Below are 25,142 nucleotides of genomic sequence, written 5' to 3'. Positions count from 1 at the left end.
TTTTAATGGCAAAACTTCAACTTGATGATGCAGTTTCTATTCCTGAAACTGCATTTGAATTATCAGAACATTTAGGTTTTTCTCGTGCACAGCCAGCTCTATGGGCTTGGTATGAAATAGCAGGCTCAGTACTTAGCCATTATGTGGTTGATCAAGAAGCACGGCTGCAAAGGCTACTTAACTGGTTTTATAATGATTTAGGCTTTCAAGCACGTGAAGATTACTTCAGCGTAGAGGCAGCCGACCTTTGTTATTGTGTATTAAAACGCCAGGGTAATAGTACAACTCTTGCGACATTACTCGTGTTGTTAGCTAAGCAATTGGATTTACCGCTTGAGGCTGTGTTACTGCCGGGGCAAACGGTTTTACGTAGTTTATTGAATGATAAAATCAGTTACTTTGATCCATTAACAGGTAAAGAGTTAAGCCGACATCAATTACATTCATTAGTGCGAGGCGAGTTAGGTAATGCTGCTAAGTTAAAACCAAGCCATATTAAGCCAGCATCTTTAAAACGTTTAATCAGTCGAATGTTGCATGAGCTAAAAGCGGGTTGTATTGTGAGCCAGAAGTTTGAGCAAGCAATGGAATGTTGTAATTTACTGTTGCAATGGCATCCTGATGATGTGAACTTAAATCGTGAACGTGCTTTTATTGCGCAGCAATTAGGTTGCATTAAAGTGGCGATGTCTGATTTACAGCACTTTATTGATAATAGCCCACATGATCCTGTGATTGAGTTGGTTAAAATGCAGTTAAAAGAGCTAAGTCAGCACTCACAAATTTATCATTAATATATTAGGCTCATCTGAGCCTAAATATTGATATAAAGAAAAGTAAGCGCGCCTAAGAAAATTTACCAAGTCCTTACAATCAACAATAAATAAAAACAAGAAAATAACCATAAGCGAATTTCGCTTTCTATACTGCATTTGCAAGGGAGAAAACTGCATGACGACGTCGGCACTGGTCACAAATGACGCCACCGCACTGGGTTTACTGGCCGCTATTCTCGGGTTTGTATTTTATACCAGTTCATCGCCACATCCATTTTGGCAAAAATTCTATAAGTTTATTCCTGCACTTTTATTATGTTACTTCTTACCCTCATTGCTGAATACGTTTGGGGTGGTCGACGGTCATACCTCTCAATTATATTATGTAGCATCACGTTATTTATTACCGGCGTGTCTAGTGTTACTTATTTTAAGTGTCGATTTAAAAGCTATTTTAGGCTTGGGCCCTAAAGCGGTTATCATGTTTTTAACCGGCACTGTGGGTATTGTTATAGGCGGACCGATTGCGTTATTACTGGTTTCATTTATCGACCCAACACTTATCGGTAATAACGGCCCTGATGCGGTTTGGCGTGGTATGACAACCCTTGCTGGTAGCTGGATTGGCGGCGGTGCAAACCAGGCTGCGATGAAAGAGATTTATAGTGTAGGTGGGGAGATCTTCTCGGTCATGGTCACTGTCGATGTTATCGTCGCCAATATTTGGATGGCAGTGTTATTATTTATGGCCTCCAAAGCCAAAGAAATCGATGCCAGAACCGGTGCAGACACCCGTGCAATTGAAGTATTAAAAGCTAAAGTTGAAAAGTATCAAGCAGAAAACGCCCGTATTCCGAACCAGCGTGATTTAATGATGATAGTTGCAGTCGGTTTTGGTGTTACCGGTTTTGCCCATTTGGCCGCAGATTTTCTAGGACCCTTTTTTGAAACCAATTACCCCTGGACAGCAGATTACAGTTTAACCTCTAAGTTTTTCTGGTTAGTTGTTATTGTTACCACAATTGGCTTAGCGATGTCATTTAGCCCAGTCAGGCATTTAGAAAGCCGCGGGCGCATCGAAAGTAGCTACCGCCTTTTTATACATATTGGTGGCAACTATTGGCTTGCACATGGATGTTACCAAAATTATGGACACCCCGATTTACTTTTTAGTCGGGATTGTTTGGATGTTAGTTCATGCAGGCTTTATGCTGTTAGTGGCTAAATTAATTAAAGCGCCGTTGTTTTATATGGCAGTGGGCAGTCAAGCCAACGTTGGCGGTGCCGCTTCTGCTCCTGTGGTTGCAGCAGCATTTCATCCTTCACTGGCTCCTGTAGGTGTTTTACTGGCAGTATTAGGTTATGCATTAGGTACTTACATGGCGTGGCTATGTGGTCAGTTTTTACTAATTATTGGCGCGTAAGCGTTAAGAAGGTCAAATGAATCAAAAAATCATTGAATTAGCTAATGGCACTGAAGTGGCCAACGACAAACCATTTGTGTTATTTGGTGGCATGAATGTACTTGAATCGCGTGATTTAGCCATGTCGATAGCTGAACATTATGTCGAAGTAACCCAAAAGCTGGGTATTCCTTATGTGTTTAAAGCCTCTTTTGATAAAGCTAACCGTTCATCAGTGCATTCATATCGCGGTCCGGGTATGGAAGAAGGCTTGAAGATTTTTGAAGAAATCAAAAAAACCTTTAATGTGCCAATCATTACTGATGTGCATGAAATCTACCAGTGTAAGCCTGTGGCTGAAGTGGTTGACGTGATCCAATTACCTGCATTTTTGGCTCGTCAAACTGACTTAGTTGTCGCAATGGCTGAAACGGGCGCTATCATTAATGTGAAAAAGCCGCAGTTTCTTGCGCCGCATGAAATGCGTCATATTGTGAAAAAGTTTAATGAAGCGGGCAATGACAACATTTTATTATGTGAGCGCGGCAGTTGTTTTGGCTATAACAACCTCGTTGTCGATATGCTGGGTATGGATGAAATGAAGCAATCTGGCTACCCAGTTATTTTTGATGCCACCCATGCTTTGCAACGCCCAGGTGGACGTAGTGATTCAGCCGGTGGACGCCGTGCACAGGCAACTGAACTTGCTAGAAGTGGTATGGCGTTGGGCATTGCGGGTTTATTTATTGAAGCCCATCCTGATCCAGATAATGCCATGTGTGATGGCCCTTGCGCTTTACCATTACATCAATTAGAAAATTATTTGAAACAGATTAAAGCGGTTGATGATCTCGTTAAATCGTTTGAATATATTGATACCAGTAAGTAGTTCATTTAAAACAGCCCTGTTTATCAGGGCTTTTTTATGGCTGTTTAATCGACTTTCATACGACTTTTTATGGGGAAAGTAAGCATGTGGATTGCCTTTACTGTTCTTGCTGCATTTATGCAAGCGTGGCGCAATGCTTTTCAAAGTCAGTTAAGTCAAGACGTTAACATTGCCGGTGTCACTTTAGCGCGATTTATTTGGGCTGGGCCTATCGCGTTAGTGTATTTATTGAGTTTGTATCAATGGCAACCGACTCATATTCCCGATTTTAATGTTGATTTTATCCAATTTGTCGTCGGTGCATCCTTGATGCAAATCTTGGCCACAGGGTTAATGGTAAAGTTATTTAAAATGCAAAATTTTGCCGTTGGAGCTGGACTGGCAAAAAGTGAAGCGTTAGTTGCCGCAATACTAGGGGTATTTTTTTTCGGTACTCAGTTAAGTTTATTGGGCTGGTTAGGTGTCATGGTTGGCGGGGTTGCCATTATGCTATTAAGTGCCAAACAAGGCTTTAAACAACTGTCGATAAAAACAGTTTTACTTGGGCTAGCCTGCGGTAGTGCGTTTGCATTAACTTCACTTTGGGTAAGAGAGGCGAGCTTACAACTTGATGCGCCATTCCCCCACGGTGCAGCCTGGGTATTATTGGCCGTTATCAGTCTACAAACGGCTATATTAGTGAGTTATTTACTTAGCTATGATAAAGCAACCTTAGTTGATTTATTTAAGCGACCTAAGCTCACGCTACTTATCAGTGTTACCAGCTGTATAGGTTCAATCGGGTGGTTTACGGCTATGTCTTTACAGGCAGTGCCCTATGTTAAAACATTAGGCCAAATAGAAGTGTTTTTCATGATGATCATCGCCAGTTTTTGGCTTAAACAAAAGGTCAAAATAAATGATATGTTAGGGTTATTATTAATCGCTGTTGCTGCCGTGTTAGTGATGTGGAGTTAGCTTGATTATGTGGCGCTTGTTTAGCTAAGTGGCATTTGACTGATTAGCAATTTCTAAGGCTTTAATGCCTTGCTGACTATTAACGTTAGCGGGCACGGCAATCTGATGTTGTGCAGCGCGATCAACTACATAACCACTGATATAATCTATTTCAGTTTTTCGCTGTTGAAGAATATCTTGATACATAGATGAGATGTTATTGGCCGTTAGCGTAATGACCTTGTAGACCATCTCTATGCTGGCAGAGAGCGATAACGATATACCATCAGCTTTAGCTACCTCGATACACTCTTCCACAAGCATATTAATGTGCTTGGCAAAGCGATCTTCTGCTAACTGACCATTCTTGCATGCAAATATCGCTGTAAGTGGGTTAATCGCGCAATTTATGATTAACTTTTGCCATAATGCGGTAATGATATCGGTGTGCCATATCAGCTCAGGTATTGCCTGCGATAAGCAGTCTTTTAGCGAGTTCGCTAATTTTTGCCCTTGGTAATGACCGATAGTTGTTTGGCCATTGCCTGTATGGGTAACCTGCCATTGTGCGTTTCTTAAAGCACCTTGCGATGTTGTTGCTAAACTTAGGCCCATTTTAGGGTAACCACAAAGATGCTTAGCGGCATTTAAGTGTGGACCCATTCCATTATGAAGCAGAATAATATGACATTGGCTGGCAAGTTTAGGTAATAGATTACACATCAGCTCATCGACCTGATAGGCTTTAACACAAACGATAACAAGATCTAGTTCAGCTAATTCTGGGTTTTCTTGACCAAGTACAATAATGGTATTTTTTTGGGTTGAGTTGGATAGAGTGATAAATTGAAGTGTGCTCGAATGAGAGCTTGGCTCTCGACCAATTAAATAAACGGCAGTACCAGTTTGCGAGTTAGCTTGTGTGGCGATTAAATTGAACATCAACTGGCCAATAGCACCAGCACCTATCACGCCAATTTTTTGTGTCATCATCACAAGCACTCGTTAATTAAGGTTTAGCGCCTTTATCTTTCAGTTTTTTATACTGTAAAAAGCTGAAATGAAGCAAATAGAACAAAGCAATGCCGACAAAGTCAGCAATAACATCCCCTATTGAAGCACTGCGGTAAGGAAGCCTTGATTGAACCAGTTCAATCAATACCGCATAACTGGCTAATACACCGAACAAGTAATACCATTTGGGTTTAAAGGCATAGTGGGCAAGAAAAGCGAGACCAAAAAAGCTGCCTAAATGACCGACTTTGTCCATATGCTGAAAAGACTGTGAATAGTTCGGCTTAGAAAATACTAAGTAGCTTGTTACTACAACAGCTATTAATAATGCCAGTTTAAAAGCATTTCGATAATTGATCACAAGTGTTACATCTGCCTTGAGGCTTATCTAAATTTGCCCCATGATAAGAAAACTACTGATTAAAGTCATCTATATTCCGCTGTTATATCGCCAAAACTGAATATTTTGCGTTAAAATAACCCAAATACCTCAAGCTTTATTAAAGGATCCCCATGCCATCAATGGATATCGTGTCAGAAGTTGACGAAGAAGAACTACGAAACGCGGTAGAAAACTCTCGCCGTGAAGTATCAGGCCGTTTTGACTTACGTGGAAAAGAGATCGATATTGATTTGAAAGACAATGTCGTTACCTTAAAGTCAGAGGATGATTTTATCTGTAAGCAGCTAGTCGATATATTACGGATGCAGCTGAGTAAGCGAAATGTTGATCCTTCATCAATGGAAGTTGACGATAAATCGGTTCACAGCGGTAAAACCTTTAGTTTAAAAGTTAATTTTAAGCAGGGTATTGATTCATTAGTGGCTAAAAAATTGGTCAAAGCCATTAAAGATAGCAAGCTTAAAGTCCAAGCTGCTATTCAAGGTGATTCTGTGCGTATTACCGGTAAAAAGCGTGATGACCTGCAAGCTGTTATGCGTCTAGCCAGAGAGTCGGAACTTGGCCAACCATTCCAGTTCAATAACTTCAGAGATTAATTCTGATGTTATTAAAAAAACCGACATTTATGTCGGTTTTTTTATTGGCAATAAAGATTAATGCGGATCAGTTGGTGTTTGTGCATCCTCAATTGCTTGGCGAGCATTCGCCCTATTAAGCAATACGATTAATAACAACACCGGGAAACCAATCAGACTAGCGGCAATAAAAAAGTTAACGTAGCCAAAAGCATTGACATATTCGCCTGAAAACCCTGCGATAAACTTAGGGAATAAGATCATAATTGAGGACAGTAATGCATATTGGGTTGCACTATAACCGCTGCTAGTTAAGTTAGACAAATAGGCGATAAAGGCCGCGGTAGCAATACCTGCGCTGAAGTTATCGATAGAAATCGCGAAGGTTAAAAAGGGCACGTTGTAACCAATATAAGCCTGCCAAGCAAACAGAAAGTTAGTCACCGCAACTAAGAGTGCACCTAAAAATAGAATACGCATGGTGCCATATTTCATCACCAGAATACCGCCAGCACCTGCGCCGACTAATGTCATAATTAAGCCGTAAACCTTGCTTAAAAACGCTATTTCTTCTTTGCTAAATCCCATGTCAACATAAAATACGTTGGCCATCACGCCCATCACAATGTCGGAAATTCGGTAACAGGAAATCAGCAATAAAATTAGGATAGCTTTTTTACCATATCGTTTAAAAAAGTCGATAAAAGGCAAGATGCAGGCGTTGTAAACCCATGCAAAACCTTTGGCAAGCAAAGGCGGATAACGTTTGGCAAAATCTTGCTGTAATTTCAGTTCGATTGCATCAGCGGCTTTTGTGTCAACTTCAGGCTCTTTAGCAAATAATGTGGTGATTAAGCCAACACTCATAAAAAGCGCCATAACAAAGTAAGCTGTTTGCCAAGATTCAAGGTTGTAGGTCTGGCTATCTGGAGAGATCCAAGCGGCAATAGTTAAGGCCCCCGCGGTAGCAACAATCATAGCGCTGCGATAACCCATTTGGTAAGCTGCGGCTAATGCGGCTTGCATTTTCTCTGGGGCAGATTCAATTCTAAATGCATCAATAACAATATCTTGGGTAGCAGAAGCAAAAGCTAAAAGCAGGGCGCAAATAGCTAAGCGTTCAAGATCTTCAATAGGATCGCTTGTCGATAGGCCAATAATAGCGCCAATTAAACACAATTGAGCGAAGATCATCCAGCCTCTTCGGCGGCCAAAAAAAGCGGTAAATAGTGGTAAAGTCATCCGATCAACTAAAGGCGACCAAGCCCACTTGAAAGCGAAGGTTAGTCCTATCCAGCTAAAATAGCCTATTGCAGCCCTGTCAACACCAGCTTCCCTTAACCAAAAGCTCAAAGTTGAATATACCAACATTAAAGGCAAACCGGCGGAGAACCCGAGAAATAATAGGATCAGTACCCGTTTGTGATAGTAAACGGAAAAAAGGTCACGACAACGGCTTAATATATCTGACATGGATGCTGGATTAATGAGGCGATGGGGCTAGCTTACGGGTTGGACTGAAATGGTTCAAGCCATTGATTATTAAATTAGCTTAAATCAATGGCTCGACTGCTGGAATTAACCTGAAATATTCAATTACATGATTAAGGTCGAACACCGATGCAACTTTGAGGAAAGGTGCCACCAATATTAATATAGTCACAGCATTCATTAACCTGACTGCGCAGGAACATATCACCCCGCAACGCCCAATCAGGCCACTTGTCGAAACAGTGTAATAGATGCCAAAACACTTTTTCAGTGTCCGTTTGTGAATATTCTATAGCGGGAATCATCTCAGTCAAATGCTGCCACTCCTCAAGTACATCCCACATGTAAAGCTGCATTTCTTTGTATTCTAACTGGTTGCTTAAAAACGCTTTGCCATAGAATGCCAGTTGGGGAGCTTTGGTTTCAATAAAATCGTTAGCTGTCATAAAACGTCCTTGAAAATGAATGCATAAAGAAACAGCATTTGGAGTATGTTTTAGAGTATAGACGTAAAGCTCTAAAACGGTAGTTAGGTGCTACAGAATTAATGTTTGTTACAAAATAGATTATTAATGATTTATTTTAATATGTTGCAGTAAATGCTGTTGGTTTGGTCTGTTTATTTCAATAAATAAAACTGAAGTGTGGCTTAATTTGGTCGATAACGCGCTTTATAAATAAAACGCGTTATCACAAATACCCTTTAGATGTTGTCGACAAGCCTGGTAAGAAGCCGATAATCAGCAGTTGAAGGAGTAAACTAACGAGCTTGTAATGTCGCTTTTTTAAGAATGACTTTATTTACTGGCACATCTGGCCAATTTAGAGTGGTATTTTGCTCTGTTGGCACTAACGAAATGGCTTCTAACACATCCATCCCTTCAATAACTTCACCAAACACGGCATATCCCCAGCGACGTTTAGATGGGTCGAGTTTTTTGTTATCGGCAACATTAAAGTAAAACTGACTATTAGCAGAGTGCGGATCGTTATCACGTGCCATAGCGATAGTGCCTAAGCCATTTGATAGACCATTGCCTGACTCGTTCACCACCGGAGCCATTGATGGCAGTTCTTCTAATGCAGTGGTAACTCCGCCCCCTTGCACAACAAATTCAGCAATGACACGATGAAATAAAGTGCCGTTATATTCACCTTTTACAACATAGGTTAAAAAATTATCGACTGTACGTGGGGCGCGAGTGCGGTCGAGCTCAATGACTATGTTACCCATAGAGGTTTCTAAGGTGACTTTGGGATAAAGCGTATCGGGTTGAATATCGACAGTAGCTTGGGCGCTAAAGGTCGTTAATAACAATATAGACACGGCAGTGGTAACTGAACGAAATTTCGAAAACATGAATAATCCTTCTTTTTTAAAAAATCTATCTATCAACTTTTGGGTATATTTAGTTATTCAAAAATTGATGTAATTCATCATCGTTAAGAATTTCAGTGGTTAACTTATCAATCAGTTTGTTCATTTCCAGCTCTAACGTGGCGAAATCAGGACTGAATGAGTCTTTAAAATAACCGTTACCACTGAAGCTTTTGGTAAATTCTTGACGTGAATTCGGCGCTTTAACATTGATCACTAAACGTGTTTTCGCTTCGTAATTTAAGGTGTTATTGATGACATTAGTGAGCAAATATTCTAGTTGAAATTCGACCTGCTTACTGGCAGCAGGATCGACCACATAACCAGCTTTACGCATTCCAGCTCTAAAAATAGTATCGAGCTGCGCTCGAATCGGTTCACTTGAGCTCACTAACTTTGGTGCCTCAGGGGCCTGGTCAAGTTGAGCAATAAAGCTTTTTGAGCGGGTATCAAGCATCTCGATGCTGATAGCAGTATCATTAGTTGTGTGTAAACCGACAGCTCCAAGAGCTGGGTTTAATGCAATATGAGTTGGCTCGTGGCTAGCACAAGCAGTTAATAACAAGATACTTAATAAAGCAGGGATTATTTTTTTCATGGTGATACTTAAAAATCATTGTGTTGATAGATTATAGCGAAAGGATAACAGAAAACGAGCGTTTTAACATGGCTGGCATTGTGTGGGGTAAATGATTTATCTTGGTTGACAATCTGATTTTATCAGGTCAATTTAGCAGTCATAATAATGTTAAATAATATGGACCCAGTATGCAGCTTGTTCAGCCGCAATTTGCCCCTGAAAGTTTAATTGGCCATGACGGGCAACCTGTTTTTGGTTTATTTGATGGAAGTGTTAAAAACTTAAATGTGAAAGCCTTTAAGTATTTTAATGAAATGGATAAGCCCGCCTCATTTGTTGCAAAGTATTTTGATTTTAAACAATTTCAATTTGTCAGCATTGTGACTCAGCGTTATATATTAGGTTTGGCAATTGCTGATATTCGCTATGCCACTTCCAGTTTTTGTTATTTATACGACATTCAAGCCAACCGTTTGGTGCAATCTGAATGGCTAAGGCCTTTTGGGGTTGGATGCCGATTAAGTGCATCTGCTAGTAAGGGCTCTGCAAAAGTGGGCAGTAAGCAACATCATTTTGAATTTGATATTAAAGATGGTCAGTGGCAGGTCAATATTCTATTAACTAATATTCAAGCCAAGTTAGTTTTGTCGCCACCTGCATTAAGTTTGCCGCTCAGCTTGTCTACACCGACCGGTTATAATGGTTGGACATATACCCAAAAACATAATGCCTTGGCGGTGTCTGGCGAGCTAACTGTTTTCAATGAGCCGCAACCTTTACTTAATGCTTTGGCCAGTTATGATTTTTCAGCGGGCTATATGCGGGCTAAAACAGCATGGCGCTGGGCTTCTATTAATGCGATAACTTCCCAAGGGGCCATAGGATTAAATTTGGCTGCGGGTGTTAATGAAACGGGCAATACTGAAAATGTTATGTGGATAAATGGTCAACGTCACTTTTTAGGTGCTGCGAACTTTATTTTTAACCGTCAGATTAGTGATGATTTTTGGCAGATATCGACTAATGATGGTCAAGTCGATTTGACTTTTAGGGCACTCAATTGCCGTAAAGAAAAGCTTAACCTTGGTTTTATAAAGAATAATTTTCGTCAATATATAGGTTATTACAGTGGGATATTGATTGATAATGATGGCACAAAATATCACTTACACAATCAACTAGGGTTAGCGGAAGATCACTTTGCAAAATGGTAGTGATCGTTCACACATTAAGTTATAACACGGACAATTAGATGAATTTTGAATGGTTAATATCTCATCCTGAAGTGCTGCTATTAGCACTTGCGCCGCTATTTTTTGTATGCATTTTACTCGAATGGCTGGTTCGAAACCGTTTACCTGCCAATGCTCAATATCATGGTGTTGAAGTGGCGTGTAACTTTGCCTTAGCGGCAATGCATCAGGCTACTGATTTATTGGCCGGGTTACTCATCGCAAAACTGTATTTATGGCTATTTGATTGGCGCATGTTCGATATTCAAATGACGGTGGTGAGTTTTATTGCGCTGATTATTGCCCAAGACTTTTGCTATTACTGGTTTCATCGTGCCAGTCATCGTATTCGCTGGATGTGGGCGGCGCATGTCGTTCACCATAGCTCGGAGAATATGAACTTTAGTACCGCTTTTAGACAAAGTTTAATGTACCCGCTGGCGGGTATGTGGTTATTTTGGTTGCCTTTGGTTGTGGTCGGTTTTGATCCTAACTGGGTGGTATTTGTGGTGTTGTTAAACTTAGGTTTGCAGTTTTTTGTGCACACCCAAGCCGTTAAGTCTTTAGGGTTTATGGAGTATATATTTAATACTCCTTCACATCATCGAGTTCACCATGGCCGTAACCCGCAGTATATTGATAAAAATTACGCCGGAGTATTAATTATTTGGGATAAGCTTTTTGGCACGTTTGAACCCGAAGTGGATACGGTTGAATACGGTATCACTAAACCAGTAAACAGTTTTAATCCGTTAACGGTAACCTTTGCTGAGTGGCGTGATTTGTTAGCAGATGTGAGTCAGCCTCATTTAACTTGGCGGCAGAAAATTGCACTGCTATTGTCACCGCCGCAAGCGAGTAACTCCATAGAAAATAGTGGTTCAGATAACAACAACCTTGCAGATGAAAAGACTACTGTTTAATTGCATGCAAAATAACGAATTTATCATTTGATGCAATGGTTGTGCAGTTTTTGAAAATGCGTTTTATTTTGACGTGATACTCTAAATGTCGATTACCCACTACGTGTAATACGCCGCCGGTTGCCAGTTTGCGATAGGCGTCTAAAAACATTTGCCAAGCAATATGGTCGGTAATCGCTTCACCTTGGTGAAATGGGGGATTACATAGGACTAAATCAGGCTCAACATCACCCAGATTGGTCAAACAGTCATCCCAATGAAACTCAGCATTAGCGTTAAGTTTATTGGCACTAAAGTTAACGCGGCTTGATTCAACTGCCATTTCAGAATCATCGACAAAATGGATATTAGCATTAGGATAAAGCTGCGCAGCTCGTAGCCCTAAAATGCCATTGCCACAGCCTAAATCGACAATGGTATGATACTGACCTTGTGGCATGTTATCTAACATGAAGCGTGCGCCGATATCGAGTTTGTTGGCGGCAAAAACATTAGTCATATTATTAATGCTTAAGCCTAATTCAGTTACCTCCCAACTCACGTCTTGCGGCAAGGCTCTAGTTAAACCATCTGCTATACAAGAAATTACGCGGGTTTTCTTCCAGGTTAAACTGGCTGATGCAGGACCTAAATTTTTGCTAATCACATCAATAATCGATTTGTTAATCGACTTTGCTTTAGCGCTAATCAACACTTCTACGCCCTGTGGTAACACGTGCGATAACCGCTGTAATTGATGGGCAAAATAGCTGAGGTTTTTGGGCAACTTCATCAACACTAGTTGGATGTTACGTGGCAGTAACTCTCGGCTATTAAAGTACTCAATATACTTTGCATTAAGGTGATTGTCCGACAGGTTTTGCTGTGCGCCCAAAAGACTTGTTCTTGCGTCTGTTTCAACCACTAATGGCCAGTGAACATTTATAGCGGTTAATGCACACTGTAAGGCCCCAAAACTATCATTGATGATGGCAGTATTAACCGGATTTTGCTGGTTTTCAATAAGGTGCTTTATCAGGTGTTCATCGCTAGCATCCCAAGCCTGCAGATTAGATTCTTGCTTTTTAGGATAACGAAATAAGGTGAGTTCGATACCTTGGCAGGAAAATTGGCTGGTTGTCATTGATGTTACCCAAAAGTGAATGCATTAAAGCTGTTAATTATCGCAGTTAAGGCGTGTGATTGAAATCACTGGTTTGTATATTATATCAAACTGACTCTTACTATGGCTGATTGTGCGTGTTGCTGGTGCTCATGTCATGGTGTGCAGCACTGTGGAAAGTGAGTTTGCTCCCTTAGTTATCTATTAAGTGCTCTTAGTTCTCTATTAAGTGCTAGGCCTTAGTACAAATGGCTGGTGTCGATATGATTGTATTTAAGCCTTTGACTGAGTAACATCTCCTGAAACATAATACATATAAAGGATTGATATGAAAGGTGCTGGTGGAACATCTGGGGGAATAGGGTCATTTTTTATTGGCTTAATTATGATGAGTGGTGGCTTTTATATGCTGCTCAAGGCGATTAAAGTCACCAGCTCATTTGGCCTTAGCCAAAGTTTATATAATGTAAGCGGTATGAACTTGACCAGTGGGATGATTATGATCCCCTTTATGTTTGGTGTGGGGTTAATGTTTTACAATGCTAAAAATATTTTTGGCTGGATATTGACCTTCGGATCTTTGGTAGGGTTGATTTTTGGGGTGATTAGTTCTATTAATTTCCGCTTCAGTCATATGAGCGCATTTGATTTAATTGTTATTCTGGTGCTGAGTGTCGGTGGTTTAGGTATTTTTCTTCGCTCGCTTAAAACGATTGAAAAACGCTATCCAGAAGCATGATATGTTAAGTGAGCGAGCGTTAACGTTTATAATAATAGACTCATTTTACTGAGCTGCTAGCAAGCAGTGTCAATAAGTCTACCAAGTACTCATTAACAACCTGTCGTCTCTACGTCAATAATTGGCCGGCCACTGACAGAAACTGCTTGCCTGTACCGCAAGTAGCAAGCCGCGACGCCCGCATCTTCTGCAATTTTACCGTGCCAGTAAATCCAAGCACCAGAATAAATACTAGGGCGTTTTTTCCAATCTCCACTGGGGACATCCATCAGTAAGTCGATACCAGATGCTGTGCCATCTGGATAACCATAAGCCAGCTTAACAGCAACTCCATCAATATTAATTGTATTTGTCGCCAGTTTTTCAACGCCAGCAATCGCGGCTTTTGAGTAAGTTAACGTTGCAGCTGTCTGCATCGCACTTTCCATACCTGCCATAGTTGAGATTATGGCATCACGTCGAAAATTAATAAATTTACTTGAGGCAATAATGGCTAATATAGCCAAAATTAAGATGACCACGACCAATTCTATTAGGGTGAATCCACGTGATAGTTTGAATGCATTGTTGGGGCTATAGTTCATATTTTCTGGGTCGAATTAGATTTATGAATGGTCAGAATGTATGTCAGCTAACAGTGTAACAGTCATTATCATTCGATGGCTATACAGTGGATATGGATAATACATCCACAATACTACGATTTATTGGTAGTATCGTATCATCTTAATTTGTTATGTAGGTTATTACAGTGACAAAATCCACGGCAGATAATGCTCCTGTTACTCCTTCAGAGAGTGGCACTCCTTTGCTATCCACTAGTGCATTATCGACATTAAATACTACTTATAGCGTACTACCTTGGATTATCGACTTTCTAAAACCTTATAAAGTGAAAGTGTTTGCTGCGATAGTCTTCCTATTCATCGGTTCACTTGCTTGGTTATCTTTAGGTCAGGGAGTGAAGTTAATGGTGGATGAGGGCTTTATTGCCGACAACGCCGACCGATTAAATCAGATTATGTTATTTATTGTGGGCATTACTATTATCAGTGCTAGTGCTGTTTTCTGTCGATTCTACTTAATGACCTGGCTAGGAGAGCGGGTCAGTGCAGATATTCGTTTAAGGGTTTATTCGCATTTATTGACCTTGTCACCGGCTTTTTTTGCCTCGCAACGCACCGGAGAGGTTATTTCTCGTTTTACTGCTGACAGCACCTTGATACAAAGCGTTGTAGGGTCAAGTTTGTCGATGGCGCTAAGGTCAGCGGTGACAGTTATTGGCGGTATTGTGATGATGGGTTTTACCTCGGTTAAATTAACTGGGTTAGTATTACTCGCTGTACCGTTAGTGCTAGGGCCGGTGGCCTTTTTTGGCAATAAAGTCAGACGATTATCGCGTGAGAGCCAAGATAGAGTTGGGGATTTAGGCGCTTATATTGACGAGACCTTGCATGAAATACATACGGTGCAAGCTTATACCCATGAGTCACAGGATAAAGCGGCTTTTACCGAACGTGTCGAGTCGGTGATGAGTGTGGCTAAAGGGCGGATTAAGTATCGCGCATTATTGATTGCCACTGTGATGTTTTTAAGTATTTCAGCGATTGCTTTTGTGACTTGGGTCGGGGCGCAGGACGTGATGTCTGGCAGTATATCTGCTGGTGAGTTATCGGCCTTTATGTTTTATGCCGTGATGGTAGCTGGAGCGGTTGCAACCATCAGTGAAGTGTTCAGTGAGATTCAGCGTGCTTCAGGAGCAACAGAACGTTTAATTGAATTAAGCCTAGCGCCAGTTGATATCGTGCAACTAGCGATACCAGAGCAATTAAAAGGTAAGACTCATGGTGCATTATCATTGTCGGAGTTAGTGTTTGCTTACCCTGCAGAGACTAATATTGATGTGATTAATCATTTAAGCGTCGACATTCAAGCCGGTGAACGGGTCGCTTTAGTTGGGCCCAGTGGAGCAGGTAAGAGTACTTTATTTGAATTACTGCTGCGATTTTATCAGCCCAAGTCTGGTTCGATATCGTTAGATGGTATTGATATCGCTAACTTGTCTTTACACCAATTACGCCAGCAGTTTGCCCTAGTGCCACAAGAGTCGGTGATTTTTGCCAGTAGTGTGTTTGAAAATGTGCGCTACGGGCGAATTGATGCGACAGAGGAAGAGGTTAAGCAAGCATGTATTGCTGCTAAGGCCGACGAGTTTATCGTTGATTTCCCTGAAGGTTATAATACCTATTTAGGTGAGCGCGGCGTACGTTTATCCGGAGGGCAAAAACAACGTATTGCAATTGCTAGAGCAATATTAGCCGATAGACCCGTGTTGTTATTAGATGAAGCAACCAGTGCTTTGGATGCGGTCAGTGAGGTGAAAGTAAAACAAGCTTTAGAGACATTAATGGCGGATCGCACCACACTGATAATTGCCCATAGGTTGGCAACGGTTATTAACGCTGATCGTATTTTAGTACTCGATAAAGGCCAGCTTGTCGCATCAGGAACGCATAATCAATTAATGCAATCGAGTGAGTTATATCGAGAATTTGCCAGTTTGCAATTACTGACTGAGCAGCCAGAGTGATCAGATTTGAGTTAAATCGTTCCCCAATAAAAAAGATGTCTGGGCATGTTTTTTTATTGGGGATTAGTGTTGGTTACTTACGTAATTCTCTGCGTAAAATTTTACCAACAGTACTTTTAGGTAATTGGGCGGTGAACTCAATAATACGAGGTACTTTATAGGCGGTAAGCTGAGTACGACAATATTGCTTAATCGATTCTTTGGCTGCTTCGCTATCTTGATCGGGATCTTTTAATACAATTACCGCTTTTACTGCTTCTCCGGAATGATCGTTTGAGACACCTACCACGGCACATTCCATAATAAGTTCATGGCCAGAAAGGACATCTTCCACTTCATTTGGGTAAACATTAAAGCCGGATACAATGATCATGTCCTTTTTACGATCTACGATACTGTGGTAACCATCCTCTGTTGCTATCGCTATATCACCTGTTTTGAAATAGCCATCTTGAGTCATTACGTTAGCTGTTTCTTGTGGTTTATTCCAATATCCAGACATAACCTGGGGGCCACTTACAGCGAGTTCACCGGCTGTGCCAATGTCCACTTCGTTATCGTTCATGTCTAAGATTTTAATTTTGGTGTCTAAAACAGGCTTTCCGATAGTACCTAAGCGTTGATGTCCTGGCGCATTTAAACTGACAACTGGAGAGGTCTCTGACAAGCCGTAACCCTCAGATATCATGCAACCGGTAGTCTGTTGCCATAAATTGGCAGCAGCGCTCGTTAGCGCTGTTCCGCCGGAAATGGTAATGGTCATATGACTAAAATCGAGCGCTTTAAACTCTGGCTGGTGGCATAAGCCAATAAATAAGGTATTAAGGCCAGCAAATCCTGTAAAAGGATAAGCTTTCATGGTGTTGATTAATCCAGTTATATCCCGAGGATTAGGGATTAATACTGAGCACCCACCCGATTCAAAATACAGCACTAAGTTAACCATAAAAGCGTAGATATGATAAATCGGCAACGGGGCAACAAAGATATCTTCGCCTTCGGTCATGGTGCTGGCAATTCTTGACTTAACTTGCCCTGAGTTAGCCAACAAATTGCGATGGGTTAGCATGGCGCCTTTTGATAATCCAGTTGTGCCGCCTGTGTACTGTAAGGCAATTAAGTCTGTTTGGTTAGGCTTTACTGGGGTGAATATATGCTCGCGACCTTGGGATAATAATGTATTAAATTCAATATTGTTGATGGCAGTTTGGGGTTGATCTTGTGGCGCGATCATATCCAGCGCGTGGGTGGAGATGACGTATTCAATGGTAGTAGATTTGACCACGTTTTCTAAGGTGGGTAGTAAGTCTGATAATACCACTAAAGCTTTAGCGCCAGAGTCATTATATTGATGAATTAACTCTCGTTCCGTATACAGTGGGTTAGTGTTCACTATAACAAAACCACCCCGAATAATAGCGTAAGCGGCAATGACAAACTGAGTGATATTAGGTAACTGAACGGCGATACGATCACCTGGCTTCAAATTTGTGCAGTTTTGCAAATATGCTGCAAAGTCACGCGAAAGCTGTTCAACCTCGGTAAAGGTGATGTTTTTGCCTAGGCAAGCATATGCTGTTTTATTACCAAACTTGGCGCAGCTTTGTTCAATCAAATCAACAATAGATTTGTAGCAGCTTAGGTCGAGAGTTGAGTCAGCATCATATGCCATAGTATTCACCTTTATTAGTTTTATATTTATGCCGATTATATCGGTAGGTTAATAATCAAACTAGTGTTTAGATTAGAGTGCTTTTAGTTATCAGGTCAATGAAAACTTATTCGAGTCATAAAGTGGCAACTTATTATTTATACTGATGTATTTAAGAGTATTTGCTCTATTTGCGCTTAGTTAGCTCCGTTCGCTTAATTTGGTAAACCTTGCTTTATTTACATACAAATACACCGTTTATTCAGTGAGTATAAATGGTTAAACATTAGCACTGACTTAATTGTAAATTTTAATTTCCAGTATATTTAATTGGTTTTTTTGTAAAAAAATTGATTTATTTTTAATTTAAATAAATCCCTTTTAAAACAGTTTCTTGGCCTTGTTTTTTGAGTTTTTACTCGAAAAACACTGCTTTTTAGCACATTAATTGCTAATAAATGTTGGCAATTGTGCTGCTGTTGTTATAAAAATGTAGCTGAGATGATGATAATTCATTTTGGGAGAGACGATTTCTTTATACAGGGAGTGTTAGGAAGTGGTGTTCAAACAATAAAATAATAATGACTGAGAATATAAAATGACTATTAACAATAAAAGAAAATTTGGCAAAAACTCATTGAGTTTAGCTGTTTCTATCGCATTATCCGGTTCTTTATTAAGCGCTCAAGTGTATGCAGCAGATGAAGAAGTTGTTGAGCAAAAAGTTGAGAAGATGGCCGTTATTGGCTCACGTTCAGCCCCTCGTTCAGTGGGTGAATCCCCAGTCCCTATTGATATTATTAGCAGTGATGATTTAAAGAAGAATGGTTCAACAGACATGATTGACATGTTGGTGACATCGGTGCCTTCTTTCAACTCACGTGCCCAGCCTATTAGCGACGCGGCAACACTTGTTCGTCCAGTTAATTTACGTGGTTTACCTTCAGACAGTACTTTGGTTTTAGTTAATGGTAAACGTCGTCACCGCGCATCAGTTATTGCTTTCCAAGGCGGCGGAGTTAACGACGGCGCCCAAGGCCCTGATATTTCAGTTATTCCAAGTGCGGCATTAAAGCAAGTTGAAGTGTTACGTGACGGCGCTGCTGCGCAGTACGGATCTGATGCGATCGCAGGTGTAATGAACTTTGTGTTAAAAGATAGCGCTGAAGGTGGCTCTATTTCAGCAACCCAAGGCCAGTATTATGAAGGTGATGGCACGTCAACGACTATTGATGCTAACGTAGGCTTACCGTTAACAGACGACGGCTTTGTTAATTTAACGGCTCAGTATAAAACTGCTGATGCAACAAGTCGTAGTGTGCAACGTTTTGATGCAGCAGCTATTTTAGCTGCTGGTAATACAGATATTCCAAACCCAGCACAAACTTGGGGTAACCCAGAAATTAAAGATGATTACACTATCTTCATTAATTCTGGATTTGATATAAATGACAAACACAGTCTTTATGCCTTTGGTAACGTTTCCTCACGTGATGCAGTAGGTGGCTTCTATTACCGTAACCCACACAACCGTGGTTCTGTTTATTCAAACGACGGCGGTGAAACTTTATTAGTAGGTGATGTAGGTTTAGCTGAAACCGGCATTGCATCATGTTCTTGGGTAGGTAATGTTGCTGCAAATGTACCGAACGTATTAAACACTGCAGATTACCAGTCGATGGTTGCTGACCCAAACTGTTTTTCTATGAACCAAGTGCGACCAGGCGGATACACACCACAGTTTGCCGGTACTATTGAAGATATGTCATTCTTCGCTGGTGTTAAAGGTGAAGTTGCTGATTGGGACTATGATGCAAGTGCGGGGACAGGGTCTAACAAGTCAACTTTTAGTTTACGTAACTCATTAAACCCATCATTAGGTTTAGCGACGCCAACTGACTTTGAAACAGGTGCTTATGAGCAAGTTGAAACTACGGTAAACTTAGATTTTTCTCGTTTATTTGATGTTTTTGAAGGGCTAAATTTCGCAACTGGTGTTGAGTGGCGTGAAGAGTCATTTGAAATTACTGCTGGTGAACAAGCATCTTGGGAAGCAGGTCCTTATGCTTCACAGGGCTTCAACATAGGCTCGCACGGATTTAAAGGCTTTGGTCCTGAATCCGCGGGTAAAAATGATCGCAGTAATATCGGTGTTTACGCTGATGCAGAAGCCTATTTAGGTGAGAAATGGTTAGTTGGCGCAGCACTGCGTTATGAAGACTTTTCAACCTTTGGTGATACGCTAAATTACAAGCTAACTGCACAATATTCGGCTACCGATGATTTAGCCTTCCGTGCCTCACACAGTACGGGATTCCGTGCACCGACAGTAGGTCAAGAGAACGTTGTTAACACACAGACTTCAATTGTTAATGGCGATTTGATTCAATCATTCATTGCGCCTCCAACGGATCCATTAGCCGCTTACTACGGTGGTAAAGTGCTAACTCCTGAAGAGTCTGTTAGTTATGCTTTAGGTGCTGTTTATCAAAGTGGTGATTTCTTCTTAACAGTTGATTATTACACGATTGAAGTAACAGGGCGTATTGCTCAATCAAGCCAAATTGATGTTGAAGCGGCAGATTATGATGACCTACGAGATTTAGGTGTTGAGTTTCCAGAGTTAATTTCTGCAGTAACGTATTATACCAATGACTTTGATACAACAACTCAGGGTGTTGATATTGTTGGTTCATATGATACTGAGTTGTTAGCTGGTGACACTAAGTTCAGCTTAGCCTATGGTTGGACTGACACTAATGTTGATAAATTTAATGAAGAAACTACTGATGCGGGTAAGGTTCGCCGTTTAGAAGATGGTATTCCAGCACATCGTGCCACATTAACTTGGGGTCAAAACTGGGATGAGTTAAGCATGAATTTACGTGCTAACTACTTCGGTGAGTACTATGCAACGCATGCTGATGATACGTCTGATTGGGGTTCTGAAATGGCCAGTTCAGCAGTAACATTTGACTTAGAGGTGAGCTATACCGTTATGGATAGCCTGACCTTCTCGGTAGGTGCAAATAACATATTTGACCAAGAAGCGCAGAAGCTTAAAGATGGTACTTTAGGTGAACTAGGTGGTGTTTATTACGAAAGTGGTCCATTTGACTACAATGGTGGTTACTACTACGGTAAAGTTAATTACCGTTTCTAGAAACAACTTAAGGGCTTAATCAATTTCAGCCCTTAAATAATAACCAATAAAAAGACTGCCTAGGCAGTCTTTTTTGTACCTATTATGTTTTAACATCACTTCATGATGTCTAAAGCCTGATAAACATGCCTGATTTCAAGTACTTTAGGCAGCTCTATTCCTTCTGGGTAGGCTGGACCATAAACTTTGTTGTAAGGTGTACCTGCAGCGCCTTGAATACCCATATACTGTTCAATGACGGTATCAGCCTCAGACCAATTCCCCTGCATTAAAATAATGTTATCGGTCATTAGGGTATTAACTACTTGTTCGCGATGAAGCACATTGGCTTTATTCGCTTGGCAAGGAACACACCAATCAGCTGTTATATCGACAAAAACAGTAAAGCCTTGCTCAACATAAGGTGCTATTTTTTCTGGCGCAAGTGGTTGCCAATGAAGGTTTTTATATGCTTGATAGTTTTCGCCTTTATTAATAAAGGCGATAATGCTGGCAAGACAAAGCGCTAGGCCACCTAAAACGAAAATAACCGCCATAGGGATAGCTTTGCCTTTAAACTTTGCGAACAATAAACCTGCAATCGCTAACATTAACGATATAAGTAACAATGAAGCAATAATAGACATAGTGATGCTTAATGAAGGGAAATTATAAATAGCATATCAAGATTTACTTAATTTGGTGTTAATGTTCGCAGTAACAATGCAATAGTTTATATAAGAATAAGTAAGGGAAAATATGAGTTTTACGACTTGGTTAGGGTTACTGGCCATTTGTTGCCTAGGGGCAATGTCACCAGGGCCGAGCTTGGCCATGGTGGTTAGGCATACATTAGGTGGCAGTCGCTTACACGGTATTGTGTGTGCTTGGGCGCATTCCATTGGTATTGGAATTTATGCTTTGGTGACCTTATTAGGGCTTGCTGTTGTGCTTAGGGCATCGCCATTATTATTTAATGCGATTGCGATTGTCGGAGCCTTGTATTTGGCTTGGATTGGTATTCAGGCTTTGCGCTCTAAAGGTGGTATGCAGCAAAAACTCGCCGCTGGAAACAAAACTAGTTTATTGGTTGCTGCACGTGACGGCTTGGCCATTTCATTATTTAACCCCAAAATTTTATTGTTCTTTTTGGCGTTATTTAGTCAGTTCGTATTAGCTGCAGAGACAATTTCAGGGCAAACATTGATTGTACTAACCCCTTTAGTGATTGATGGCCTTTGGTACACCTTGATTGCGATTATATTATCGCATTCCGCAATATTGCCTAAGCTACGTGAAAAAGCAGTATGGATTGATAGGGTGTCTGGAGTGGTGCTAATTGCGCTTGCTGGGCGGGTTATTTTTACATTGATATAAAGATTTTCAGTATAGGCCTCAGTGTCAAGATAACTGTGCGCGTTACATTTTTAACCTGTATGCACATATGAAAGAATGCTTACACTTTGAAATTATAAGTAATGCCATCTAGTTTAGAGATGGCATTATTTTTAATCCAATGATCTAGTTTTTGAAAACTTGCACACTGTCATCTTTTGCGGGTTCGTTTTCAACTTTGGAGATTGGTGGGTGCTTAATGTGATCGTCTAAGTTTTCATTTAGCATGAGTTTATACTCATTAGCAAACCAAGCTAACGCATTGTCTTTTTCTGCTGCTAGATCAGAAGACTTTATTGCTGCTTCAAATGCATTATAGCGAGATGCTGCATAGCGCAATGCTGTACCCACTTTACCAATATCATTTTCTGTTTGACCGATTTGATTGGCTAAAGCGATAAATTGATCCGCTAGTTGATATATAGTCGTAGCGCTTTGTGTTTCAGAACTTGGTGTTTCAGAAGCGGCGTTTTGAGATGCAGATTGTTCAGTCATAATGCTCACTTAAGGTGTTAGTAAAATAATGAGTGTATCGAGTTTAACAGCGAAATTCAGTTTAAATTTAGCTATTAGGATCCGAATCTGTGATGACCTGCCCATTACGGGAATCATAATAAATCGAAAGGGTATTTAATTTATTGTAGAAGAAACGACATTGGTCAGGGTTGATATAGGTGACTCTGTATTCAAATGCTGTTGAGTTTACATTGGTTGAAACACTAGGAGCGTCCTGCAAAATAGTGTTCCAAACAGAAATACAGTCGTTAGTGTTATTGAGTCGAGGTGAACTTTCAAATGGTGGGTAATTTTGAGCTGGGTATCCCCATAGATTTATATCAAGCTGTCCAGCAACACCAGCATTTTCATATATTTGTAAATTGTCCGCAGGACCAGAGTTTCCCATAGAAGCCCATTTGAGATGTGCAAGGCTAATGCCTGATGAAAATGCGCCACCTGTACCTTTGACATTTGATACATGGGCATCTTGTTGTAGGTTGATAAACTTAGGCAAAGCTATGACAGCAAGAATAGCTAAAATAATAATAACAATGACTAATTCTATTAAGGTAAAACCTTGCTGCTGTTGAGTTGCTTTAAATTTCATAATACTTAATAAACGATTTACAATATCAGTACTTTAAAGTAGCTGATATAAATTAGCAATTTACTCCTAAAAAGTTAAGGATAATGAAAGTGAAAAGTTGGCCTATATTTATCGAGAATGAACAACAACAGGATTACTTTATCCGGTTAAATCAATTTCTGTCTGAGCAGCAATCGATGAACAAAGTCATCTTTCCTCCAAAGGCTGATATTTATCGTGCTTTTGAATTAACGCCAGTTGAAAAGGTGAAAGTGGTGGTGATAGGTCAAGACCCCTATCATGGCGAAGGGCAAGCCCATGGATTAGCCTTTTCAGTTAAATCTGGCGTGAAGGTACCACCGTCACTAGTCAATATTTACAGAGAGTTAGCACAAGATATAGCGGGTTTTTCGATTCCATCACACGGTGATTTAACCCATTGGGCTGAGCAAGGCTTGTTAATGTTAAATACGGTTTTAACGGTAGAACAATCTTTGGCGCATTCACATGCTAAGGCTGGGTGGGAAGTGTTTACCGATCATGTGTTAGATTATCTTAACAGCTTACCTCAGCCACTGATATTCGTACTGTGGGGCAGCCATGCTATTAAGAAGGGACGTCTAATTACCCATGATCATCATACTATTTTAAGTGGTCCTCATCCGTCTCCATTATCGGCATATCGTGGTTTTTTTGGATGCGGTCATTTCTCCAAAATAAATCAACAGCTTATTAAAAATGGCCTCAAACCGATTGATTGGCAGGTGTAAAAAAGCAGTAACAAGGGGTGTTACTGCTTTTTAAAACAACTTAGTGTACGTTAGTTAAACATAACCTAGTGCTTACGGTTTACTGATAAGTGGGCAAGGGCAATAAGCGCTTGTTTATAATCTGTATCTGGTAATACGATCAACGCATCAATGGCTTTTTGTGCTTCTTCTTCAGCCCTTTTTTGCGTGTATTCAAGCGCACCTGATTTGTTTAAGGCGGCCACTATCTCATCAATTGCCTGGGTGCCGTCACCTTTTTCTATGGCCATTTTTATTAACGCTTTGGCGGTATCATCACCATGCACCATGGCATAGATTAAGGGTAATGTAGGTTTACCTTCCGCTAAGTCATCGCCAATATTTTTACCTAGCTCACCCGTTTCTGCCGTGTAGTCGAGTAAATCATCGGTTAATTGAAATGCTGTACCTAAATACTTACCGTAATCACCAAGTGCTTGTTGCCATTCAGTTGGGGAGCCTGCTAATACACCTGCCAGTAATGTCGCTGCCTCAAACAGCTTTGCTGTTTTACAGTAAATGACACGCATATAGTTAGCTTCAGTGGTTTCGGGGTCATTACAATTCATTAGTTGCAGCACTTCCCCTTCAGCCAACACATTGGTTGTATCAGCCAGAACCTTTAGTACATGCATACTGTCGAGTTCAGTCATCATCTGAAAAGAGCGGGTATAGAGAAAGTCTCCAACCAATACACTCGCACTGTTTCCAAATAGTGCATTAGCTGTTTCGCGGCCGCGACGTAATGTTGATTCATCGACGACATCATCATGCAGTAGTGATGCAGTATGAATAAATTCAATAATAGCGGCTAATTTAACATGTAACTTACCTTGGTAATCTACAGATCTTGCTGCAAGAATTGACAGTAAAGGACGCAGACGTTTTCCGCCACCATTTATAATGTAGAAGCCTAGTTGGTTAATTAGGGCTACATCAGATTCAAGTTGCTTATAAATAAGTTGGTCGACAGATTGCATATCTGAGTCTGCCAACAGACGAATGGCGGTTAAATCCATAATACTCTCTAATTTATTGTGGAAGACGTTAA

24 protein-coding genes and 2 pseudogenes are annotated in these 25,142 nt (G+C 40.6%); 12 read left to right on the top strand and 14 right to left on the bottom strand.

Translation table 11 applies throughout. The features are described 5' to 3' along the window. Positions 1–5 precede the first annotated feature (5 nt). From ACRWQN_RS16160 to ACRWQN_RS16145, 4 genes and pseudogenes are all read left to right on the top strand, one after another. The gene (locus tag ACRWQN_RS16160; protein WP_434938857.1) at positions 6–794 is read left to right on the top strand and encodes a transglutaminase family protein; all 789 of its coding nucleotides are present in this window, start codon (positions 6–8) and stop codon (positions 792–794) included. Positions 795–951: 157 nt separating this feature from the next. After that, positions 952–2,200 (top strand): annotated as a pseudogene (locus tag ACRWQN_RS16155) (DUF819 domain-containing protein). 16 nt (positions 2,201–2,216) lie between these two features. After that, positions 2,217–3,068: a 3-deoxy-8-phosphooctulonate synthase gene (gene kdsA, locus ACRWQN_RS16150; RefSeq protein ID WP_226413771.1), complete on the top strand. Its 852-nt coding sequence runs from the start codon at positions 2,217–2,219 to the stop codon at positions 3,066–3,068. A gap of 84 nt (positions 3,069–3,152) precedes the next feature. Next, positions 3,153–4,025 (top strand): multidrug transporter, encoded by an 873-nt coding sequence (locus ACRWQN_RS16145; RefSeq protein WP_434938856.1) that lies wholly within the window; start codon positions 3,153–3,155, stop codon positions 4,023–4,025. A 24-nt stretch (positions 4,026–4,049) separates the two neighbouring features. On the opposite strand, the gene ACRWQN_RS16140 is transcribed toward ACRWQN_RS16145, so the two are convergent. After that, positions 4,050–4,997 (bottom strand): ketopantoate reductase family protein, encoded by a 948-nt coding sequence (locus ACRWQN_RS16140; protein ID WP_434938855.1) that lies wholly within the window; start codon positions 4,995–4,997, stop codon positions 4,050–4,052. Positions 4,998–5,013: 16 nt separating this feature from the next. Then, positions 5,014–5,379: a VanZ family protein gene (locus tag ACRWQN_RS16135; protein ID WP_434926950.1), complete on the bottom strand. Its 366-nt coding sequence runs from the start codon at positions 5,377–5,379 to the stop codon at positions 5,014–5,016. Between the two features lie 152 nt (positions 5,380–5,531). Between ACRWQN_RS16135 and ACRWQN_RS16130 the strand changes: the two genes are divergently transcribed. Further along, complete coding sequence (locus ACRWQN_RS16130; RefSeq protein ID WP_226413779.1) at positions 5,532–6,017, top strand: YajQ family cyclic di-GMP-binding protein; 486 nt, start codon at positions 5,532–5,534, stop codon at positions 6,015–6,017. Positions 6,018–6,074: 57 nt separating this feature from the next. Here the strand turns inward: ACRWQN_RS16130 and ACRWQN_RS16125 are convergent, their stop codons facing one another. From ACRWQN_RS16125 to ACRWQN_RS16110, 4 genes are all read right to left on the bottom strand, one after another. Beyond that, the gene (locus ACRWQN_RS16125; RefSeq protein ID WP_434938853.1) at positions 6,075–7,469 is read right to left on the bottom strand and encodes an AmpG family muropeptide MFS transporter; all 1,395 of its coding nucleotides are present in this window, start codon (positions 7,467–7,469) and stop codon (positions 6,075–6,077) included. Between the two features lie 131 nt (positions 7,470–7,600). Next, positions 7,601–7,933: a hypothetical protein gene (locus tag ACRWQN_RS16120; protein WP_434938851.1), complete on the bottom strand. Its 333-nt coding sequence runs from the start codon at positions 7,931–7,933 to the stop codon at positions 7,601–7,603. Between the two features lie 314 nt (positions 7,934–8,247). Then, positions 8,248–8,847 carry a peptidylprolyl isomerase gene (locus tag ACRWQN_RS16115; RefSeq protein WP_434938849.1) on the bottom strand — a complete coding sequence of 200 codons (600 nt, stop codon included), beginning with the start codon at positions 8,845–8,847 and terminating at the stop codon, positions 8,248–8,250. A 49-nt stretch (positions 8,848–8,896) separates the two neighbouring features. Then, positions 8,897–9,463, bottom strand: coding sequence for a YajG family lipoprotein (locus ACRWQN_RS16110; protein ID WP_434938847.1), 567 nt, complete (start codon positions 9,461–9,463; stop codon positions 8,897–8,899). 170 nt (positions 9,464–9,633) lie between these two features. On the opposite strand from ACRWQN_RS16110, the gene ACRWQN_RS16105 reads away from it, so the two are divergent. Together ACRWQN_RS16105 and ACRWQN_RS16100 are read left to right on the top strand one after the other, a co-directional pair. Further along, positions 9,634–10,659 carry a DUF2804 domain-containing protein gene (locus tag ACRWQN_RS16105; RefSeq protein ID WP_434938845.1) on the top strand — a complete coding sequence of 342 codons (1,026 nt, stop codon included), beginning with the start codon at positions 9,634–9,636 and terminating at the stop codon, positions 10,657–10,659. Between the two features lie 38 nt (positions 10,660–10,697). Then, on the top strand, positions 10,698–11,600 hold the full coding sequence (locus ACRWQN_RS16100) for a sterol desaturase family protein (protein ID WP_226413792.1): 903 nt from the start codon (positions 10,698–10,700) through the stop codon (positions 11,598–11,600). Here ACRWQN_RS16100 and ACRWQN_RS16095 read toward each other — a convergent pair. Further along, the gene (locus ACRWQN_RS16095; protein ID WP_434938843.1) at positions 11,590–12,723 is read right to left on the bottom strand and encodes a methyltransferase; all 1,134 of its coding nucleotides are present in this window, start codon (positions 12,721–12,723) and stop codon (positions 11,590–11,592) included. The genes ACRWQN_RS16100 and ACRWQN_RS16095 overlap by 11 nt on opposite strands. 307 nt (positions 12,724–13,030) lie before the next feature. Between ACRWQN_RS16095 and ACRWQN_RS16090 the strand changes: the two genes are divergently transcribed. After that, on the top strand, positions 13,031–13,441 hold the full coding sequence (locus ACRWQN_RS16090) for a hypothetical protein (protein WP_434938841.1): 411 nt from the start codon (positions 13,031–13,033) through the stop codon (positions 13,439–13,441). Positions 13,442–13,533: 92 nt separating this feature from the next. Here the strand turns inward: ACRWQN_RS16090 and ACRWQN_RS16085 are convergent, their stop codons facing one another. Continuing rightward, a complete protein-coding gene (locus ACRWQN_RS16085; RefSeq protein ID WP_434932060.1) occupies positions 13,534–13,857 on the bottom strand; it encodes a hypothetical protein in 324 nt (107 codons plus the stop codon). Positions 13,858–13,929: 72 nt separating this feature from the next. Beyond that, positions 13,930–14,025 (bottom strand): annotated as a pseudogene (locus tag ACRWQN_RS16080) (prepilin-type N-terminal cleavage/methylation domain-containing protein); the annotation flags it as partial. Positions 14,026–14,249: 224 nt separating this feature from the next. Here ACRWQN_RS16080 and ACRWQN_RS16075 point away from each other — a divergent pair. After that, positions 14,250–16,031, top strand: a complete 1,782-nt coding sequence (locus ACRWQN_RS16075; RefSeq protein WP_434940680.1) for an ABC transporter transmembrane domain-containing protein — start codon at positions 14,250–14,252, stop codon at positions 16,029–16,031. A 73-nt stretch (positions 16,032–16,104) separates the two neighbouring features. Here ACRWQN_RS16075 and ACRWQN_RS16070 read toward each other — a convergent pair whose 3' ends face one another. Continuing rightward, the gene (locus ACRWQN_RS16070) at positions 16,105–17,703 is read right to left on the bottom strand and encodes an AMP-binding protein (RefSeq protein WP_434938839.1); all 1,599 of its coding nucleotides are present in this window, start codon (positions 17,701–17,703) and stop codon (positions 16,105–16,107) included. 577 nt (positions 17,704–18,280) lie between these two features. Between ACRWQN_RS16070 and ACRWQN_RS16065 the strand changes: the two genes are divergently transcribed. Continuing rightward, entirely contained in the window at positions 18,281–20,845 is a 2,565-nt protein-coding gene (locus ACRWQN_RS16065) for a TonB-dependent receptor plug domain-containing protein (protein ID WP_434938837.1), read from the top strand. Positions 20,846–20,940: 95 nt separating this feature from the next. On the opposite strand, the gene ACRWQN_RS16060 is transcribed toward ACRWQN_RS16065, so the two are convergent. Further along, complete coding sequence (locus ACRWQN_RS16060; protein WP_434926940.1) at positions 20,941–21,471, bottom strand: thioredoxin family protein; 531 nt, start codon at positions 21,469–21,471, stop codon at positions 20,941–20,943. Positions 21,472–21,583: 112 nt separating this feature from the next. Here ACRWQN_RS16060 and ACRWQN_RS16055 point away from each other — a divergent pair, with 112 nt between their 5' ends. Then, positions 21,584–22,201, top strand: a complete 618-nt coding sequence (locus ACRWQN_RS16055; RefSeq protein ID WP_226413808.1) for a LysE family translocator — start codon at positions 21,584–21,586, stop codon at positions 22,199–22,201. A 144-nt stretch (positions 22,202–22,345) separates the two neighbouring features. Here the strand turns inward: ACRWQN_RS16055 and ACRWQN_RS16050 are convergent, their stop codons facing one another. Both ACRWQN_RS16050 and ACRWQN_RS16045 read right to left on the bottom strand, forming a co-directional pair. Then, positions 22,346–22,714, bottom strand: coding sequence for a DUF3144 domain-containing protein (locus ACRWQN_RS16050; RefSeq protein ID WP_434938835.1), 369 nt, complete (start codon positions 22,712–22,714; stop codon positions 22,346–22,348). 67 nt (positions 22,715–22,781) lie between these two features. Beyond that, entirely contained in the window at positions 22,782–23,324 is a 543-nt protein-coding gene (locus tag ACRWQN_RS16045) for a prepilin-type N-terminal cleavage/methylation domain-containing protein (protein ID WP_434926937.1), read from the bottom strand. A gap of 83 nt (positions 23,325–23,407) precedes the next feature. Between ACRWQN_RS16045 and ung the strand changes: the two genes are divergently transcribed. After that, complete coding sequence (ung, locus tag ACRWQN_RS16040; RefSeq protein ID WP_434938833.1) at positions 23,408–24,073, top strand: uracil-DNA glycosylase; 666 nt, start codon at positions 23,408–23,410, stop codon at positions 24,071–24,073. A 65-nt stretch (positions 24,074–24,138) separates the two neighbouring features. On the opposite strand, the gene ispB is transcribed toward ung, so the two are convergent. Next, positions 24,139–25,110 carry an octaprenyl diphosphate synthase gene (gene ispB / locus ACRWQN_RS16035; protein WP_434926935.1) on the bottom strand — a complete coding sequence of 324 codons (972 nt, stop codon included), beginning with the start codon at positions 25,108–25,110 and terminating at the stop codon, positions 24,139–24,141. Between the last annotated feature and the right edge of the window lie 32 nt (positions 25,111–25,142).

The organism is Shewanella sp. HL-SH8 (assembly GCF_051165765.1).
Lineage (GTDB): Bacteria > Pseudomonadota > Gammaproteobacteria > Enterobacterales > Shewanellaceae > Shewanella > Shewanella glacialimarina.
The sequence above is the reverse complement of the archived record's forward strand: the minus strand, read 5'-3'. Positions and strand labels throughout refer to the sequence as shown.